This is a genomic window from Armatimonadota bacterium, from assembly GCA_025059775.1.
Classification (GTDB): Bacteria; Sysuimicrobiota; Sysuimicrobiia; order Sysuimicrobiales; family Sysuimicrobiaceae; genus Sysuimicrobium.
In genome coordinates this window covers 150,036-168,542 of sequence record JANXCW010000003.1, presented here as the reverse complement: position 1 = coordinate 168,542, position 18,507 = coordinate 150,036, and the positions used below count along the sequence as shown (strand labels likewise).

Here is an 18,507-nt window from a genome sequence, read left to right as displayed (position 1 = left end):
CCCCCTACAGGGGCAGCTCCCGCACGATGCATCGCACCAGCCGTACGAACCGGGGCTCCAGCTCCCTGGCCACCCGGAGCACCTCCTCGTGGGTCACGGGCTGCACCACCTCGCCCGTGGCCATGTCCGTGATGGCGCTGATCCCCAGCACCCGCATCCCCAGGTGCCGAGCCGCGATCACCTCCGGGACCGTGGACATGCCGACCGCATCCGCGCCCAGCAGCCGCAGCATCCGGAGCTCCGCGGGCGTCTCGTAGGAAGGACCTAAGACCGCCACGTAGACCCCCTTGCGCAGGGGAATGCGCTCCAGTAGGGCGCACCGCTCCGCGAGGGCCACGAGTTCCGGATCGTACGCCCGGGACATGTCCGGAAACCGAGGGCCCAGGCGCTCGTCGTTGGGACCGAGGAGAGGATTGGTGCCCTGGAGGTTGATGTGGTCGGAGATCACCATCAGATCCCCCGCCCGCCACTCCCGGTTGAGTCCGCCCGCGGCATTGGTCACCAGGAGCAGGCGACAGCCCAGTCCGTGCAGTACCCGCACCGGGAAGACCACCTCCTGCGGGGAGTAGCCCTCGTAGAGGTGAACCCGGCCCCGCAGGACCGCCACGGACTTCCCCTCCAGATGCCCCAGGACGAGCTCCTGCGCGTGCCCCTCCACCGTGGGCCGGGGAAAGTGTGGAATCTCCGCATAGGGCACCGTACCCACCCGCTCCACGTGGTCCACCAGGGCTCCCAGCCCTGTCCCCAGGACGACGCCGATTTCGGGCCGGATTCGCACCCGGGCCTGGATGGCCGAAACTGCCTCTTGCACGCGCTCCCAGATCCCCCTCATGGCACGGGTATCCGATCCCGGGGATGGGCGCGGTCGAAGACCCGGCGGAGGTGCTCCCGGGTGACATGGGTGTAGATCTGGGTGGTGGCGATGCTGGCGTGGCCCAGGAGCTCCTGGACCGCCCGCAGGTCCGCCCCGCCCTCTAACAGGTGCGTGGCGAAGGAGTGGCGCAGCACGTGCGGGCTTACAGGAGAGCGGATTCCTGCGAGGTGTGCGTACCGGCGCAGCATTCCCCAGATCCACTGCCGGCTCAGCGACCTTCCCCTCCGGCTCACGAACAGCGCGCGGGCCTGTCGTCCGCGCAACAACGCGGGCCGCCCCAGGGTCAGGTAGGCCTCCAGGGCTCGAACGGCGTAGCTCCCCACGGGCACCACCCGCTGCCGGCGGCCCTTTCCCGTGACCCGCACGAGCTCCGCCTCCAGATCCACATCCCCCACCTCCAGCCCCACCAGTTCCGCCACCCGCAGCCCGCTGGCGTAGAGCAGCTCCAGGATGGCGCGGTCCCGCAGCCCCTCCGGGGTCTGCGCAGGGGGAGCGTTCAGCAGGCGCGCCACCTCTTCCCGGGAGAGTACCCTCGGAAGCGGACGCCGTCGCCTTGGACCCGTGACGTCCTCCGTGGGGTCCGCCCTCGTCTCGCCCTCCTGCACGAGGAACCGGTACAGGGCCCGGAGGGCCGCGAGCCGCCGCGCCACCGTGGCCGGAGCCATGCCCCGGTGTCGGAGGCTGAACAGGTAGAGGGTCACCTCCGCCCGGGACACCCTTCGGAGATCCGTTACCCCCCGCGCCCGTACGAACCGGGCGAAGTCCACCAGGTCCGTCCGGTAGGCGGCGCAGGTGTGCGGGCTACACCCCGCTTCCAGCCGCAGGTGCTCCAGGAAGGCGTCCACGGGCCCGAGGAGCGCCCTCAGCTCCTCACGCTCCATGGGTTCCACCCCGTCTCGCGGCCAGCAGGATCCCCAGGATGCTCTTCGCATCCTGGATCTCCCGACCGATCATGTCCAAGGCCTCCGGGAGAGGAACCCACACGGCCTGTAGGACCTCCTCATCTCCCTGAGGCCTGGGCCTTGGCCGGAGCCCGGTGCACAGGTACAGGTGGACCCGCTCCGTGAGGAACCCGGGAGAGGGGAAGAACGTGAGGAGTGGCTCCACCCGATCTGCCTCCATGCCCAGTTCCTCCGCGAGTTCCCGGTGCAGGCACGCCTCCACCGTCTCCCCCGGCTCGAGGGTGCCTGCAGGGATCTCCAGGGTCCATTGATCCAGGGCCCGGCGGTACTGCCGCACGAGCAGCACCTCGTTCCCCTCCGTCACCGGGACCATGGCCACGGCACCCCGGTGCTCCACGATCTCCCGGGTGGCGGTCCGTCCGCTGGGAAGCCGTACCTCTTCGACCCGCACCCGCACCAGTCTTCCCTCGAAGGGGTACCGGAACGAGAGGACTTCCTCCGGCCGGTCCTCCACCTCGGCCTCCTAATGGCTCGGGGTCAGGCCGCGCACGTCCGCGGGGAGAACTTCCCGGTGGCGCTCCGCATACTCCAGGGCCGCGGCCACGAAGGCCCGGTACAGGGGGTGCGGACGGGTGGGCCGCGATTTGTACTCCGCGTGGAACTGGGTGCCCAGGAACCACGGGTGGTCCTGGAGCTCCACGATCTCCACCAGGTTCTTGTCGGGGTAGATGCCGCTCACCCGGAGCCCCCGTTCCACCAGGCGGGGCAGCAGCTCATTGTTGACCTCGTAGCGGTGGCGGTGCCGCTCCCACACCACCGGCTGCCCGTAGGCCCGGTACGCGAGGGTCTCCGGAACCAGGTGGCAGGGGTAGCTGCCCAGCCGCATGGTTCCGCCCTTTTCGCGCACCGCCTTCTGCTCGGGCAGCAGGTCGATCACGGGGTACGGGCTATGGGGATCCACCTCCGTGGTGTTCGCCCCCTCCAGGCCGCACACGTTCCGGGCGAACTCCACCACCGCCCACTGCATCCCGTAGCACACCCCGAAGAACGGGACCTTCTTCTCCCGGGCGTAGCGGATGGCCCTGACCTTCCCCTCCACCCCCCGGCTCCCGAACCCTGGACATACCAGGATGCCGTCGAAGGGATGGAGGCGGGCTTCCACTTCCTCCTGAGGGAGGGCCTCCAGGTCCTCCGCGTCCACCTTCACGATCTCCACGTGGGCATTGTTCGCGATGCCGCCGTGCCGCAGGGCCTCCACGATGCTCACGTAGGAGTCCTCCACCCCCAGGTACTTCCCCACCAGGGCGATGCGCACCCGGTGGCGGGGGTGCCTGAGGCGATCCACCATCTCCCGCCACTCCTCCAGGTCCGGCTCCGTATCCGGGAGCCCCAGGGCTCGCACCACGAGCCTGCCCAGACCCTCCCGCTCCAGGATGAGGGGCACTTCGTAGATGGTCTCCGCGTCCCGCGCCTCGATTACCGCCTCCGGTTCCACGTCGCAGAACAGCGCGATCTTCTCCCGCACGGAGGGCGTGAGGGGTTGCGGCGTGCGACAGACGATGATGTCCGGCTGAATCCCGATGCTCCGCAGCTCCCGGACGGAGTGCTGGGTGGGCTTCGTTTTCAGTTCTCCCGATCCCGGGAGGTAGGGAACCAGGGAGACGTGCACGTACAGGCAGTTCTGCTCGCCCACCTGTCGACGGAACTGCCGGATGGCCTCCAGGAACGGCAGGCTCTCGATGTCGCCCACGGTCCCCCCTACCTCCACGATCACCACGTCCGCGCCGCTTTGCTCCGCCACCCGCCGGATCTCGTCCTTGATCTCGTTGGTGACGTGCGGGATGATCTGCACCGTGGCCCCCAGGTACTCCCCCAGACGCTCCCGCTGGATCACGGCCCCATAGATGCGGCCCGTGGTGGTGTTGTTGTCCCGGCCGAGATCGCTGTCGAGGAATCGCTCGTAGTGGCCCAGGTCCATGTCCGTCTCCGCCCCGTCCTCTGTGACGAAGACCTCCCCGTGCTGATGCGGATTCATGGTGCCCGCGTCCACGTTCACGTACGGATCGAACTTCAGCATGGTGACCCGTTGGCCGCGCGCCACCAGCAGTCGCCCCAAGGACGCGGCGGTGATGCCCTTCCCCAACCCGGAAACCACTCCGCCGGTGATGAAGATGTACTTAGTCAAAGCGGGACCTCCTACCCCTGTGGATTCTATCCGCGCGCTCTGCCCCGCACAAGCAACGAGGTGGCTATCGGGAACGGGCGGTCCGGTGGCGCAGGAGCAGTTCCTGCGCATGCCTCCGGCTCAGCTCCGTGGGCGGATCCCCGGCGAGCATCCGGGCGATCTCCTCCACCCGCGCATCGCCCTCCACCCGGTGGACCTCCGTGCGGGTGCGGCCGCCGGAGGTGACTTTTCGGATGGCGTGGTGCACGTCCGCCCGCGCCGCGATCTGGGCCAGGTGGGTGACGCACAGGACCTGAGCCCCGCGGGCCAGGGAGGCGAGCTTGGTGCCCACCACGTGGGCGGCGTGTCCACCGACCCCCGCGTCCACCTCGTCGAAGACCATCACGGGGGTGGGGTGCGCCTCCGCAAGAGCGCTGCGCAGCGCCAGCATGAGGCGCGCCAGCTCCCCGCCGGAGGCCACCCGGTGAAGCGGTCGGGGAGGCTCCCCGGGGTTGGCGGAGAAGAGGAACTCCACGCGATCCACGCCCCGAGGGGTCACCTGGAGGCGCCGGTGCTCCTCCTCCGGGAGGAGCACCCGCACCCCCTCCGGATCCTCCCGGATCTCGAAGCCCACCCAGAACCGCGCCTCGGGCATTCCCAGCTCCCGGAGGTGCGCCTCCACGGACCGCTCGAGCCTGCGGGCGGCCTCGCGGCGGGCGGCACTCAGCGCGGCCACCGCGTGGCCCAACGCCCCCTCCGCTTCCCGGAGGGCCCCTTCCACCTCCGCGCGGTGCAGCTCCAGGTTCTCCAGGTGTGCGATCTCCTGCAGGGCCCGCTCCCGGTACGCGAGGATCTCCTCCACCGTGTCCCCGTACTTGCGCTGCAGGGCGCGCAGGGCATGGAGGCGCACTTCCACTTCCTCCAGCCGGCGGGGATCCGCCTGCACCTCCTCCGCATACCGCCGCAGCTCCAGGCCCACCTCGTCCAGCTGGACCCGCGCTGCCTCCAGAGCCTGCAGCAGGGGGTAAAGCCCTGGGTCCCACTGAGAGGCCTGACGCAGGAGCGCCGCCGCCTTGCCCACGAACCGGATCGCGCCTTCCTCCCCGCACAGGGCCTCGTACGCGCCGCCCGTGGCCTCCGCGAGGCGGCCCGCGTGCACGAGGCGCGTGCGGGCGGCCTCGAGCTCCGCGAGCTCCTCGGGCCGCGGGTGGACCGCTTCGATCTCCTGCACCTGCCACCGGAGGAGGTCCAGGCGCCTGGCCCGCTCCCGCTCCGTGCGCTCCAGCTCCGCGAGCGCGCTGCGCAGCCCGGACCAGCGCGCGAAGGCCTCCTCCACCTCCACCCGCAGCCTCCGCACCGTCTCGTCCCCCGAGGCGTCCAGGAGTTCCAGATGCGTCCGCGGCTCCAGCAGCCGCTGCCCCTCGTGCTGTCCGTGGATCTCCACAAAAAAACTCCCGATCTCCCGCAGGGTGCCCACGGTGACGGGAGTCCCGTTCGCGTACGCCCGGCCCCGGCCCCCGATCTCCCGCACGAGAATGAGGACCTCGTCCTCCAGGGGGATACCCGCCGCATCCAGGGCTGCCCGGGCCTCCGGGGCCCGGGCGAGCTCGAAGACCGCCTCCACCCGGGCTTCCGTGGCACCTGTCCGAATCACATCCGAACCCACCCGGTGCCCCAGACACGCCCCCAGGGCGTCCAGCAGGATGGACTTGCCTGCTCCCGTCTCGCCCGTGAGGACGTTGAGGCCTGGCCCGAACTCCACCCGCACGTCCTCCAGGAGGGCAAAGTTGCGCACGTGGAGTTCCCGGAGCACTACCGCCCTCCCCAACCGAACTTCCTTCGGAGAAGATCGTAGAACGAGGGCGGCCGCAGGCGCACGAGCCGGGCACGCTCGTCCGCTTCCCGCACCTCCACGCGGTCTCCCGGCCGCAGGGGGAGGCCGATCTGGCCGTCCACCGTGAGCCACACGTCCTCCACGTCCTCCACCACCTCCAGGATTGCCACGTCCGAGGCATCTAGGATCACAGAGCGGGCGTTGAGGGTGTGGGGGCAGATGGGGGTGACCACCAAGGCCCGGACCGTGGGGCTGAGGATGGGGCCGCCCGCGGAGAGGGAGTACGCGGTGGAACCCGTGGGCGTAGCCACGATGAGCCCGTCCGCGAGGTAGGTGGCCAGGTGCTCGTGGTTCACGTACGCCCGGATGGGCATGAGGCGCGCGTACCCGCCCTTGGTGATCACCACGTCGTTGAGGGCAAGGGTCCGGTGGACCGCCTCACCTCCCCGCCGCACCCAGGAGGCGAGCATCATGCGCTCCTCCACCGTGTACGTCCGCTCCAGCAGCCGCGGCATGGCTGCGGGGAGATCCTCGGGTTGCAGTTCCGCGAGGAATCCGAATCCCCCCAGGTTTACCCCGAGGACAGGCAGTCCCCGGGGTGCGGTGAGGCGGGCAGCCCGAAGGATGGTGCCGTCTCCGCCCGCGGCCACCAGAGCGTCCGCGGCCTCCACGATCCGCTCCTCCTCCTCCCCAAGCTGCTCTGCACCGAGGAGCCGGGCGCTTTCCGCGTTCACCCACACGCCCACACCCCGCGCCCGCAACGCCTCCACGGCCTCCCGCAGGAACCCCGCAGCCTGCGGAACCTCCCTGAGCTTCTCGGGGTTTATGAAGAACCCAATGATGCTCACGGAAGCCTCTGGGCCTCCTCCACGGAGGCCTCGATCTCTTCCTCGGAGAGGGAAGCGTGCTCTCCCTTTCGGAGCAGCACCAGGAACTCCACGTTCCCCGCATCCCCCCGGATCGGAGACGGGATCACGGCCCGGGCGCCAAGCCCGTGCCTCGAGAGCTCCTCCACCACCTTGCGGATCACGGCCCGGTGCACCTGGGGATCCCGCACCACGCCCTCCCTTACCATCCCCCGGCCTGCCTCGAACTGCGGTTTCACCAGGGCCACCACGGGCGCCCCTTCCCGCAGGAGGGGAACCACGGGCGGCAGGGCCCGGGTGAGGGAGATGAAGGAGACGTCCGCGCATGCGAAATCCAGGGGCTCCGGGATGAGCTGGGGGGAGAGATCCTTTGCGTGGGTCCTCTCCAGCACCACCACCCGGGGATCCTGCCGGAGCTTCGGGTGGAGCTGGCCCCAGCCCACGTCTACCGCGTACACCCGCCTTGCCCCGTGCTGCAGCAGACAATCCGTGAACCCGCCCGCGCTCGCTCCCAGGTCCAGGGCAACCGCGCCCCGCACGTCCAGGTGGAAATCCTGCAGGGCCCGCTCCAATTTCACGCCCCCCCGGCTCACATACGGGTGATCTGGGCCTCGGACCTCCAGGACCGCCTCCTCCGGTACCGGGGTCCCGGGTTTGTCCACCCGCCGCCCGTCCACGAACACCCGGCCCGCCAGCACGTACGCCTGGGCCCGCTCCCGGCTGGGCGCAAGCCCCCGGCGCACCAGGAGCGTGTCCAGCCGCTCCTTCTTTCGGGCCGCGCTCACCACGCCCGCTCTACCGCGAACCGAGCCAGGGCTCGCAGCACCTCCGCCCGCTCGCCCAGTGGCTCCAGGGCCTGCACCGCCTGCTCCATCTCTAACCGGCTCAACCGCTGGGACTCCTCCAGACCGAACACCCGGGGATAGGTGGCCTTCGGGAGCCAGGATTCCTCCTCCGCGTCGAGGACGTCGTCCGCGATCTGAAACGCGAGCCCCAGGTGTTCCCCGTACGCGGTGAGGGGATCCAGGTCCTGGGAGGAACCGCTCAGAATGGGGCCCAGGCGCGCGCAGGTCCGGATGAGGGCGCCGGTTTTCCGGCGGTGGATCTCACCGACCCGACTCGCTGGGAAATGTCCCTTCTCGGCCAGTAGATCCAGGACTTGGCCGCCCACCATGCCCCAGGGGCCGATGGCCTCCGATACCTCCCGGATGGCCCACGCGACCCGATCCGGTGGGATCCCGTCCTCCCCAAGCCGCGTGAGCCAGCAGAAGGCGAGGGCATGGAGGGCGTCTCCCGCGAGGATGGCCATGGCCTCTCCGAAGGCCACATGACAGGTGGGCCGCCCCCGGCGGAGGTCCGCGTTGTCCATGCTCGGGAGGTCGTCGTGGATGAGGGAGTAGGTATGGATGGCCTCCACCGCGCACGCGGCCCGCAGGGCCCGCTCCGGTGCGAGCCCGCATGTCTCGCTGGCAGCGAGCACCAGGAGCGGCCGGAAGCGCTTTCCCGAGCCGAAGACGCTGTGCCGGATGGCACGGTGTAGAACACTCGGCTCCTCCTCCTCCGGGGGGAGCCAGCGGTCCAGGGCCTCCTCGATGCGCGGGCTCCACGTGCGCACAAACCCTTCGAGGGCCGCCTCAGTACCGGATGGAAAAGCCATGCTCCCCCCGCGGCGCCTCCCAACGCACCTGCATGTCCTCTACCCGCGCGGCCCGGGGGCCCCGGCGCATGGCCTCTAGAAAGCTTCTCACGGCCTCCGGGTCTCCCTCCGCCACCACCTCCAGGGCGCCGTCCGGCAGGTTCCGGGCGTAGCCGCATACCCCTAGCCGCTCTGCCCAGTCCACCGCGAAGAACCGGAACCCTACACCCTGCACCCGGCCCCGGAGGATGGCGTGCGCGCGCACCCGCTCACCCACGGCCCGAACTGCCCATAAGCGCAAGCCGCTCCCGGTAGATGCGGCCCAGGATCCCGTTGATGAACCGGTGGGAATCCTCCGTGCCGTACCTGTGCGCCAACTCCACGGCCTCGTTGATGGCCACCGCGGGCGGCGTGTCCGTGTGGAGGAGTTCGTAGAGGGCCAACCGCAGAATCGCGAGGTCCACCCGGGCAAGGCGATCCACAGGCCAGCCCTCCGCGTACTGACCGATGAGGGCATCCGCCTCCACCCGATGCTCCCACGCTCCCCTGGCGGTCCGCACGATGAACTGCCAGGTGTCCTCGTCCCAAGCCGCACCCGGTGTCCCCTCGTTGGTGACCGGTCCCTCCACGTAATCCGCCATCACCTGCTCGAGGGGCCTGCGGCCCACCTCCGCCTCGTAAAGGATCTGGAGGATGGCTTCCCGGGCCCTGCGGCGGCCGCCCATGGCTTCTTACCGCACCCGCTCCAGGTACTGCCCGGTCCGGGTGTCCACCCGGATCCGGTCGCCCACCTCCACAAAGAGGGGCACCTGCACCACGGCTCCCGTCTCCAACCGAGCGGGCTTGCTTCCGCCCTGGGCGGTATCGCCCCGCACCCCGGGTGGGGTTTCCACCACCAGGAGCTCCACGCTGGTCGGTAGCTCCACCTCGATGGGGGTTCCCTCGTGGAAAACCACCTCCACCTCCATGCCCTCCTTCAAAAACCGTGCGGCTTCGCCCACCACGGAGGTGGGGATGGCGAGCTGCTCGTAGGTTTCCGTGTCCATGAAGGTGAAGTTCGCCTCATCCCGGTACAGGTACTGCATGGTCCGGCTCTCCAGGACCGCGAGGGGCACCCGTTCTCCTGCGTTGAACTTCCGCTCGATGGTCGCCCCCGTGCGGAGGTTTCGGATCTTGGCCCGCACGTACGCGGACCCTCGGCCGAGCTTCACATGCTGAGCCTCCAGCACCGTGTAGAGCTCCCCCTCCAGGACGATGTGCACGCCGTACCGGAGATCGTTCGTGGAGATCAACCCTGCTCCCTCCCGTGCTTCCCAGCTTCCGTCCGTATGGTACCAGAAGGGACGTGCGGACAAAACGCGGGCTAGGACCACTCCCGAACTGACAGGGCAGAGCGGGCTAGGGGTGCAACCGCTGCCTCGGGATCCAGGCGGAGCAAAAAGGCAGGAGGGCACATCAGGGCCGGTACACGAGGCTCAGGTTCCCGCCCATGCGCCGGGCGGCCTCCAGGGCCTGCTCTGCCCGCCGCAGCATGGTCTCGGCATCCGAACCGTGCTCGGGGCAGGAGGCGATGCCAATGGTCACGGTAAGGCTGCGGGCCTCCTCGGCCACCAGGGCCGTGCCCGCGGAGGCCGCCTGCTCCCGTACCCGTTCCGCGGCCACCAGGGCATCCTCGGGTCCGGTCTCGGGGAGGAGCACCGCGATCCGGTCCGGGCCCACGCGGTAGCGGGTGTCGGTGGCCCGGAGCTTGCGGGCTAAAAGCCCTGCAAGTTCCTCCATGGCCCGATCCGCCACCTCCGGGCCGTAGAGGGCAGCGAGATCGTCGTATGCGTCCAGCGCGATCAGCATGAGGCTCAGGGACCGTCCGTACCGCAGGGAGCGCTGGATCTCCAGGGGAAGGACCAAGTGAAAACTCGAGAGGTCGAACCCCTCGGGCTCTGGCACACGCAGGACCGGTCCGGGCTCCGGGCGGGGATGCTTTCCATCATGCCAGGCGGCCAGCACGAGCGCGGCCCGGTCGAAAGCCTCCTCTAGGGCCTCCCGCATCGGTGGAGGAAGCCCCACCAGGGTCCGGAGCGCCGCCCGCCGGAACAGGAGCACCAGTTCCAGGGGCTCCGCCACGGGGCCCACAGGGGCTCCCTTCACCAGATCGAGGACAGCCTCCTCCACGGCAGAGGTCCGGCCCACCAGGAAGTGCTCCGTGGCTTCCAGGAGAACCTGGCCCCACTCCCGCAGCGCCTGCTCCGACCGAGCCCGGCCGGAGCCCCTCCGCACGAGCTCCCGCCAAGCCTCCAGGATCTGCGCACGATCTGAGGCCCGCACTAGCGCCTCCTCACGGCCCGAACAGGCGCAGGTAGGTGGAGAGAAGCTGCGACCCCCATTCCATCCCGACAAACCCTCCCAGAGCCAGGGCTGGGCCAAAGGGGATGAGGTCCTTGCGGCCCTTGCGGCCGCTGAGGAGCAGAACCAGGGCCGCGAGTCCCCCGAGCAGCACCCCCAAAAACATCCCCACCACGATCCCGGGCCATCCCAGAAAACAGCCCAGCATGGCTGCGAGCTTGATGTCCCCCCCACCCATGCCGCCGGGGCTTACCAGGGCCACCACCAGCAGAGCCCCGCCCGCGCCGGCACCCGAGAGGAGGGCCTCGGTAAACCCCTCCAGTCCTCCCCGGGCCAGCGAGAGCACGAGCCCCAGTACCATGCCGGGGAGGGTAATCCGGTCCGGGACGATGTGATGCTCCAAGTCGATGAAGAACACCGCCACGAGCAGCATCCCGAGAGCCGCGGTGCCCAGGGCATCCCAGCCCGGACCATGGCGGACCCAGGCGTAGGTGAAGAGGAGGGCCACCAGGAGCTCTACCAGAGGGTACCGCCAGGAAATGGGCGCCGAACACGCCGCGCACCGGCCCCGCAGGATCGCAAAGCTCAGGAGCGGCACGTTCTCCCACCACCGCAGCCGGTGCCCGCAGGATGGGCACCGCGACGGCGGCCAAACCACCGACTCTCCCCGGGGAATCCGGTGGATGAGGACGTTGGTAAAAGAACCGAAGACAGCCCCCATGACGAAGGCCAGGACGGACATGCCGAACTACGGGGAGGGTGGGGGTTGCGGGGGGGGACCGGGGGCTGGACGGATCCCGCGGGAGAGCACGTCCACGTCCCGGCTCAGTTCCAGCAGCCGCGGCAACAGCCGCTCCGCCGCCTTCCAGTCGTCCCGGGACTGGTAGAGTCCGTACAGCAGGAGGTGGGCCCCGAAGTGCCTGGGGTCGGCCTCGATGGCGGCCCGGAACTCCCCCTCTGCGAGCCGGTCGTACCCCGCCCCGTACGGAATAAGGCCGCCCCGCCACAGCCGCCAGGCCACGTGGTACGCGTAGCCCAGCCGGAACCGGGCCTCCGCACTCCGGGGCTGTTGCTCTGCGGCCCGGCTGAGGGAGGCGGTGGCCTCGCGGAAGGCCTGCTCCGTGGGGTACAGCAGGACGGGGGCGTAGTCCTGGGCGGAAAGAGGGGCCGTGAGGAGGAGGACTCCCGCGGCCAGGTAGATCCAAACTCTCCTCACGGCCCCTCCCCGCATCAGGGCACGATCTGGAAGCTCCACATGTCACTGGTCACGGGCGGATTGGGCGCCTGCTTAATGGCCGTGACTCTCCAAGTGTAGATGCCTGGCGTCATGGGTAGGCCAACGCAGGCGGAGGTTGTCGTGGCCCCCGTTACCACCGTGGAGCCGACCAAGGCACCACTCGAGTTGAACACGTCCACCCGGTACGAGGTAGCGTTCAGGACCACGGTCCACGTGAACAGAACTCCCGGATTACCGTTGCACGTCGAGCTGCTGGGAATCGTGGCCCCATTCGGCGGGCTCACCAGGAACGGCTTCTCCACGGTCATGGTGAATGTGGAGAAGCTGCTCCAGAACACCTGGGAGTTCATGTGTGCCCCCACCCGCCACCGGTACTGGAGGGCGAGCTCCGGCCGGCACACCACGGTCTCCGTGGTCTGGCTCGCGGTGAGCGTCCGGCTCAGGAACAGGGCGCCGTCCGAGGCCCGGTACACCTCCAACGTGTAGTTCGTGGCGTTCGGGACGTCCGTCCAGTCGAAGTTCACCCGCCCGTTGTCCGGCGCCAGACACTCGATCGTCGCCCCGTCCGGCGGGGACAGGAGCTGCAGTGGAGTGACCCCGGGTGCGCCCGTAATGCTGAAGGTCCACACCGGGCTCTGGACCGGAGGACTTGGGAAGTTCTTCACGGCCGTAACCTGCCACCGATACGTATCGCCGCAAAAGAGCTCTACCTCCGTACTGGTGCCGGTCAAGTTCGCCGTACCCGCCACCTCACCCCGCCCGTTCCAAACCACCAAGTTGTAGGAGGCTGCGTCCCGCACCACTGTCCAAGCAAAGCGCACTTTGGTCTTGGGTGCCGTGATGCAGTTCACCGCGTCCCCGTTCGCAGGCGTGATCAAGCTAAAGGTCTCCGCCCCGAGCGTGAACTGGCGCCTGGGAGTCCAGTAGCTGGTTCCACCCGGATTCGCCGCCACCTGCCAGGAATACGAGGCCCCGCAGGGAAGCTGCAGGTCAATGGTTGTGGTCGCAACAGTTCGGGTGAGGAACTGATTGCCCGACCCGTCGTAAATCACAATCGTGTAGCTACGGGCGGCCGCCACGGGAGTCCAGCTGAACCGTACCAGGCCCGCGTCCGCGGACGAGCAGCTGATGACCGCGTTGTCCTCCGGGGCCAGCAGCCGCAGTCCCAGGGACTGCTCGCAGGCCGCGAGCACCAACACGGCCACCACCACCAGGCTTATCCCCTGCAGGATCTTCCGCATCGTCCACCACTCCCTCACTCAGCGCTCCATCCGCTCATCGTCCGTCCGCTATGGCGCCGGCTGAGGCGAGGGGCTGGGAGCCGGCGTCGGCGGGGCCAGCACCCTCGGCAGTCGCCGGGGGGTGATGATGAACACGATCTCCGTGTTGACCTGCTCGGTCCGCTCACTCCGGAAGAGCGACCCGATCACCGGGATGTCTCCCAGCACGGGTACTTTCACCACCCGCCGCCGCTCCTCGTTCTGGATGAGGCCCGCGAGCACAACGGGACTCCCTTCCTGCACCCGCAGGGTGGTGGCCGCCTGTCGGGTACGGATGTGCACCAGTTGCGGGGTGGGCGGAGCGGCGAGCGAGCTCACATCCGTGAGGATCCGCAGCGTGATGTCCCCTTCCGGATTGATCTTCGGGGTGATGTTGAGACGGACGCCTACTTCAATGGTGCGGGTAACCGCGATGGCCTGGCCTTGAGGGCCCGTGCCGGGCAGGGTGATCTCGATCCGATCGCCCACCAGAACCGTGGCTGGCTGCCCGTCCCGGGTCACCACCCGGGGGTTCGCCATCACCCGGGCCCGGTTCTGCTCCAGGAGGAGCCGGAGAACGGCCTGGAAGTTCAGAGGGCCTCGGGTGATGGGGTTGAAGAGGATCTGGCCTGGGTTGGGCTCAAGCTCGGCGAAGGGCAAGGTCAGGATGTTGCTCCACTCCACCCCCAGGTCCTTGAGGTCGCTCAGGTTGATGTCCAGCACGCTGGCCTCGATGAGGAGCTGGTCCCCCGGCACGTCAATCTGGGCCAGGAGATCTTGAATGAGCCGGTGCTGCTCCTCCGTCGCGGTCACCACGATGGCGTTCTGTCGGTAGTCGAAAGTCACGTCCTCCGCCCGGAGGCCCGCGTGCTGGCGGACCATGGCCACCAGCGCGGCGCCGGGATCCGGTGGTCCGATGGGGACTAGAATCCGCTCCGCCTCCGCCCCTGCCCGCGGCCGCTCGTCCACGAAGATCCACTGAAGCCGGTACACCCGGGTGACCCGGGTTGGGGGTGGGGGGCTCGGCGGCGGCGGGGTCGGCTGCGCTTCCGGGATGTCCAGCCGCCGGATGATCTCCCACACCCGGGCCTGGTCCGACCGGGAGGCCACCACGAGGAGGCTATTGGTGGCCCGATCCACCGTCACCTGCGTGCGGACAACGACCGGCGTGGGCGCGGGCGTAGGTGTGGGCGGAGGCGTGGGACCCACCTGCACAATGGTGGGCGCGGGCGGGGCCAGCCGTTCTCCGAACAGAAGCGGGGTAACGACCCGCGCCACATCCTCCGCGCGCGCGTATCGCAACCGGTAGTGGCACACCACCGCCGCCTCCGGCGGCACCTGGTCGGCGGGCACTACGAGCACGTTCCGGTCCACGAGGACGTACGCTAATCCCAGGGGCCGGGTGACGAGATCCAAGGCCTCCCGCAGGGTTACGTTCAGCAGCCGGATGGTCAACCGCCGCTCCCCGGCCTCCGGGCTCACCACGATGTTCACACCCGTGAGGCGGGCAATGGCGGTGAGGATCACCGCCAGCCGTTCATTGAGGAAGGAGAGGGTAAAGCGCCGCTGGTTCGGGACCTGAGGCCCCGGCCTCGGCTGGAGGTCGTCGAAGCACTCCCGGGTAGGACCGGGCGGTGGCGTGGGGGCCGGAGCGGAGGGAGCCTGCGCCCGGCGCGGAGCCTGGGCTTGAGGACTTCCGGTGGTGCCCGTCAGGGTTGCGCCGGGGAGCACCACCGCAAGCCTTCTCCCTCCCGATTCCCGCACCAGCTGAACCGGCCTATGCTCCCGGAGGTCCACCACGAGCCGCACCACGCCGCTTCCCTGTTCTCCCAGCCGAACCTCTCGGATCGCGCCATCTCCCGGGATCCGGCGGGAACCGCCGGCCAGCTGCACGCCCACGAGGTCCACGACCACCAGGGTCGCGGGCTTTCCGGCCCACGAGACCTCCCGAAAGGTGAAGGGGCCGTCCGCAATCACCTCCACCCGCACCGCGCCATTTGTCTGGCCAATCCGCACGCCCCGGATGACGTGCAGGACGGGCTGGCGGACAGGTTCCCCGAAGGCCACCACCACCCCCTTCCGATCCTGTGCGAGCCGCACCTGTACCACCCGGGGCTCCCGGAGCTCGATGGCAAGGCGCACCGTGGTAGCGTCCTGCTGGTTGATGCGGGCTCGGACGATGGACGGATGCCGGAGCGGCAGATCGCCCGCCGGAACCGCCAGGGTGGCCTCCTGGATGTCCAGAACCACAAGTCCCGCGGGTTTGCCTGCCCAGTCCACCAGCCGGTACTGCACGGGCCCGCTGGCCCGGATCGTCAGTTCCAGGCTCCCCTCCGTTCCCTTCAGGGATACCTCCGTCACCTGCACGGGCGGAGCAGCAGGGATCACGGTTCCCGCAAGCCCCAGGACCAGGGTAAGCGTGAGCGCGAGGGCGGATGTGCGTTGCGTCATGGTGCTTCGACCTCCCTCAGGTGGAACACGTGCTCGAAGGTGCCGCGCTGGACCCGCACGAACTCCGGTTCGACCGCCACGATTCGAAATCCTTCGACGACGTCACCCACCCGCGCGAAGTAGATCCGATCCCTCGCCTGCAGAACCGCAAGCCGCACGCCGCCCTGGATGACCGTGCCCGTGGCCCGGAAGGGGACCTGAGGCTGCGGGGTGGGTACAGGACCCAGCGGGGGAGCCTGCCCCGGCCTCGGTCCCTCCCCCGGGAAGAAGGGCGGCGGCGCAGGAGGAAGCGGAGGGGGCGCGGGCCGCGTGGCCGTCCTCGGCGCGGGCGTGGCAACCTGGGGGACGATCAGGGGGTTGAAGGGGTTGGGGCGGCCCACGGGCCGTGCGGGGAGCGCCACCCGGATGGAAGACGGGGTAGGAGAGGGACTCGGGGCCGCGGTGGGAGTGGCCTCTGGCGCGGGGGTAGCGGCCACGGGAGGCGGGGTGAAGGGCGGAAGGGCCTGCGGCCGCTGCCGGGCCGAAATCCTTGTGTACGCCACGTAGCCCAGCAGGACCACCAGGACCGCCGCGAGATAGGGCAACAGACGGCTCTGCTGCTCTCCCTGGCCGGGCGCGATCACGGCTTCGCCTCCGTCTCGGGGAGGACGTAGGTAGTGGCGCGCACGGAGAGCTGCAGAACAGGAGCCTGCCCGGGCCGCGGCTGCTCCGCGGGGCTCAGGCGCACCTCGGAGAGCACCAGGAGCCGCGGGAAGTTCTGCAGCCGCTGTAGGAAATCCACCAGGGCCTCGTAGTCCCCTCGGGCGCCCAGCTCCACGGAGAACTGTTGGTAGGAGGGTGCCTGGGGTTCCTGCGGGCGCTGCCCTCCGGGCCGCGGGCCGGGCGGTGGCGTCGGCGCCGCGAGCGGTCCGGGGCGGATCAGGGTAATCCGGGCCCGGGACTGCCGCACGGTCTGCTCCAGCTGCACCAGCAGCGTCGGGATCTCCCGGGCAGGCGGGAGCTTCGCCTCCAACTCTGCGAGCCTCCCCCGCACCTCGTTGAACTCCCGCTCCACCTCCGGCCGGGAAGCTACGAGGGCGCTCAGGCGCTGCTGCTCCGCGGTGACCTTTTGGACCTCTCCCTCCAGCCGCCGCAGCTCAGCGCTCCGGGGCAGGTACACGAGGTAGTAGAACCCCACGAGGATCCCAAGCGACGCCGCCACCAGGAGAAGAACCTGCTCCCGAGGCCGCAGGGTCACTGCGTCTCTCCTCCCGGCAGCGTGGGCGGCGGGCCTCCTGAGAGGGCGCCCGTGAGGGTGAACCGCAGCACGTCCTGCGTGCCGATGCGCTGGAGCTCGCTCACCTGGAGGTCCATGTTCTCGAAGTGTGGGGTCCGCTCCAGGTTCACCAGGAAGAGGGCGATGGACTCGTTGTCCCGGGCCGTGACCCCCTCGATCTGCACCGCCCGGCCTCCCTGAACCGCGAACAGGGTGATCCAGGAATCCTGCGGGATGGAGAGGCTGAGGTCCAGGATGGCCTCCGCGGCGGGAATCTGGGAGGCGAAGAACTGCCGGACGAGGGCTTCCCGCCGGCGCAGCCCCTCCACCACCCGGCGCATCCGCTCCACCTCCTGCGCTTCAGGCCGCAGCCGGTCCACTTCCGCCCGCAGCCGCGCCAGCTGTGCCCGGCCCGAGGCCACCCGCATCTGCATCACCACCGCCACCACCGCTCCGACCAGCACCAGGGCCGCGAGAACCCCGACGCCTACCATCACGGGCGTGACGCGCCGCCGCCTCCGCTCGGGAGCCAGCAGGTTGATGCGGATGCTCATTCCTCCAACCCCCTCAGGGCAAGCCCTGTAGCCGCCGCGAAGGCCGGACCCGTATCCTGGATCGGCCGCTCCGTGGGGTAGTACCGGAACACATCCCCCACCTCTACCGGGAGACCCAGTTCATCCGCGAAGAAGGTCGCAAGGTTCGGGATCCGGGCGGTCCCGCCCGCCAGCAACACCTTCCGGATCTCCCGGCCGCCCGACCGCGTCAGGAAGAACTCCGCGCTCCGCCGCAGCTCCGTCACGATGTCCGCGAGAACCGGGGAGATGGCCTCGCTCACCCGCGCAGCGGTGGGGTCCTCCATGGGCAGGGCCCCCACAGGTGCTACGGCCTTCTCCTCCTTCACGATCTCCGCGGCATCCGGCTCCAGGTCCAGGGCTGCGGCGACGGCCCGGGTGAGGGTGTTGCCCCCCGTCACCAGGGTGCGGGAGAGGTGGAGGCGATCGCCCTGGACGATGACGATCTCCGTGGTGTCCGCGCCGATGTCCGCCACAAGAACCGGCCCCTCCTTCGCCTCCTGCCGGAAGACCCGGGCCAGGGCGAAGGTGGTGACCTCCAACACCTCTGCTCCCAAGCCCGCCAGCTGCAGGGCCCGTACAAGGCCGTCCACCACGCCGGCCCGGGCAGCCGCGAAGAGCACGCTGAGTTGCTTGCGGGTACCCTCCTCAATCTCCTCCACCACCTGGTGGTCCACCCGCAGGTCTTCCCCGGCCACGGGCAGGTAGCGCTCCGCCTCGAACCGGACCGCGCTGCGGAGCTCTTCCTCCGGCATCTGGGGAACCTGGATCTCCCGAACCACCGCGGCCCGGCTCCCGAGGGCCGTAACCACCCGGCGGTGGCGGATTCCGGCCTCCTCGAGAGCTGTGCGGACGGCCGCGCCCAACTTCTGGGGGTCCACCACCGCCCCCTCCAGCAGCGACCCCACGGGAGTGCGGACACTGCCGAGGCGCGCGATCCGGTAGCCGTCCCGCCCCCGCATCAGCTCCACCACCTTGATGGCGGCGGCCCCGATGTCCAGCCCTACGGGAGTGCGTGCCATAGCTCCCCTGATCTGCCGCGGCGCATGCTACGTCCTTGCCCCTTCCCTGCGCGGACGGCCCCGTGTACCTGAGGGGTTCGGTTCGACGGGTTCCA

General features: G+C 69.6%; 20 protein-coding genes. All 20 read right to left on the bottom strand.

Translation table 11 applies throughout. The features are described from left to right. Positions 1-4 precede the first annotated feature (4 nt). The gene (locus N0A24_03510; protein MCS7172467.1) at positions 5-832 is read right to left on the bottom strand and encodes a purine-nucleoside phosphorylase; all 828 of its coding nucleotides are present in this window, start codon (positions 830-832) and stop codon (positions 5-7) included. Further along, positions 829-1,755, bottom strand: coding sequence for a site-specific tyrosine recombinase XerD (gene xerD / locus N0A24_03505; GenBank protein MCS7172466.1), 927 nt, complete (start codon positions 1,753-1,755; stop codon positions 829-831). The genes N0A24_03510 and xerD overlap by 4 nt, the downstream gene beginning before the upstream one ends. After that, positions 1,745-2,290, bottom strand: coding sequence for an NUDIX hydrolase (locus tag N0A24_03500; protein ID MCS7172465.1), 546 nt, complete (start codon positions 2,288-2,290; stop codon positions 1,745-1,747). The genes xerD and N0A24_03500 overlap by 11 nt, the downstream gene beginning before the upstream one ends. Before the next feature lie 9 nt (positions 2,291-2,299). Then, a complete protein-coding gene (locus N0A24_03495; GenBank protein ID MCS7172464.1) occupies positions 2,300-3,961 on the bottom strand; it encodes a CTP synthase in 1,662 nt (553 codons plus the stop codon). A 64-nt stretch (positions 3,962-4,025) separates the two neighbouring features. Then, a complete protein-coding gene (gene recN / locus N0A24_03490; protein MCS7172463.1) occupies positions 4,026-5,753 on the bottom strand; it encodes a DNA repair protein RecN in 1,728 nt (575 codons plus the stop codon). Next, positions 5,753-6,622: an NAD(+)/NADH kinase gene (locus N0A24_03485; protein ID MCS7172462.1), complete on the bottom strand. Its 870-nt coding sequence runs from the start codon at positions 6,620-6,622 to the stop codon at positions 5,753-5,755. The genes recN and N0A24_03485 overlap by 1 nt, the downstream gene beginning before the upstream one ends. After that, positions 6,619-7,425, bottom strand: a complete 807-nt coding sequence (locus tag N0A24_03480; protein ID MCS7172461.1) for a TlyA family RNA methyltransferase — start codon at positions 7,423-7,425, stop codon at positions 6,619-6,621. The genes N0A24_03485 and N0A24_03480 overlap by 4 nt, the downstream gene beginning before the upstream one ends. After that, positions 7,422-8,255, bottom strand: a complete 834-nt coding sequence (locus N0A24_03475) for a polyprenyl synthetase family protein (protein ID MCS7172460.1) — start codon at positions 8,253-8,255, stop codon at positions 7,422-7,424. Before N0A24_03475 ends, N0A24_03480 begins: the two co-directional genes overlap by 4 nt. Positions 8,256-8,274: 19 nt before the next feature. Next, positions 8,275-8,553, bottom strand: coding sequence for an acylphosphatase (locus N0A24_03470; GenBank protein ID MCS7172459.1), 279 nt, complete (start codon positions 8,551-8,553; stop codon positions 8,275-8,277). Beyond that, positions 8,546-9,001, bottom strand: a complete 456-nt coding sequence (gene nusB, locus N0A24_03465; protein MCS7172458.1) for a transcription antitermination factor NusB — start codon at positions 8,999-9,001, stop codon at positions 8,546-8,548. Before nusB ends, N0A24_03470 begins: the two co-directional genes overlap by 8 nt. Positions 9,002-9,007: 6 nt before the next feature. Beyond that, a complete protein-coding gene (efp, locus tag N0A24_03460; protein MCS7172457.1) occupies positions 9,008-9,568 on the bottom strand; it encodes an elongation factor P in 561 nt (186 codons plus the stop codon). A gap of 163 nt (positions 9,569-9,731) precedes the next feature. Further along, positions 9,732-10,598, bottom strand: a complete 867-nt coding sequence (locus N0A24_03455; protein MCS7172456.1) for a GGDEF domain-containing protein — start codon at positions 10,596-10,598, stop codon at positions 9,732-9,734. 10 nt (positions 10,599-10,608) lie between these two features. Continuing rightward, positions 10,609-11,358 (bottom strand): prepilin peptidase, encoded by a 750-nt coding sequence (locus N0A24_03450; protein ID MCS7172455.1) that lies wholly within the window; start codon positions 11,356-11,358, stop codon positions 10,609-10,611. A gap of 6 nt (positions 11,359-11,364) precedes the next feature. Next, complete coding sequence (locus tag N0A24_03445) at positions 11,365-11,832, bottom strand: hypothetical protein (GenBank protein ID MCS7172454.1); 468 nt, start codon at positions 11,830-11,832, stop codon at positions 11,365-11,367. Between the two features lie 14 nt (positions 11,833-11,846). Then, positions 11,847-13,094, bottom strand: coding sequence for a hypothetical protein (locus N0A24_03440; protein MCS7172453.1), 1,248 nt, complete (start codon positions 13,092-13,094; stop codon positions 11,847-11,849). Positions 13,095-13,142: 48 nt separating this feature from the next. Next, a complete protein-coding gene (locus tag N0A24_03435; protein MCS7172452.1) occupies positions 13,143-15,563 on the bottom strand; it encodes an AMIN domain-containing protein in 2,421 nt (806 codons plus the stop codon). Beyond that, entirely contained in the window at positions 15,560-16,186 is a 627-nt protein-coding gene (locus N0A24_03430) for a hypothetical protein (GenBank protein ID MCS7172451.1), read from the bottom strand. The genes N0A24_03435 and N0A24_03430 overlap by 4 nt, the downstream gene beginning before the upstream one ends. Continuing rightward, positions 16,183-16,800, bottom strand: a complete 618-nt coding sequence (pilO, locus tag N0A24_03425; protein ID MCS7172450.1) for a type 4a pilus biogenesis protein PilO — start codon at positions 16,798-16,800, stop codon at positions 16,183-16,185. The genes N0A24_03430 and pilO overlap by 4 nt, the downstream gene beginning before the upstream one ends. After that, entirely contained in the window at positions 16,797-17,372 is a 576-nt protein-coding gene (locus tag N0A24_03420) for a PilN domain-containing protein (protein ID MCS7172449.1), read from the bottom strand. The genes pilO and N0A24_03420 overlap by 4 nt, the downstream gene beginning before the upstream one ends. Beyond that, positions 17,369-18,412: a type IV pilus assembly protein PilM gene (pilM, locus tag N0A24_03415; protein ID MCS7172448.1), complete on the bottom strand. Its 1,044-nt coding sequence runs from the start codon at positions 18,410-18,412 to the stop codon at positions 17,369-17,371. The genes N0A24_03420 and pilM overlap by 4 nt, the downstream gene beginning before the upstream one ends. Positions 18,413-18,507 lie beyond the last annotated feature (95 nt).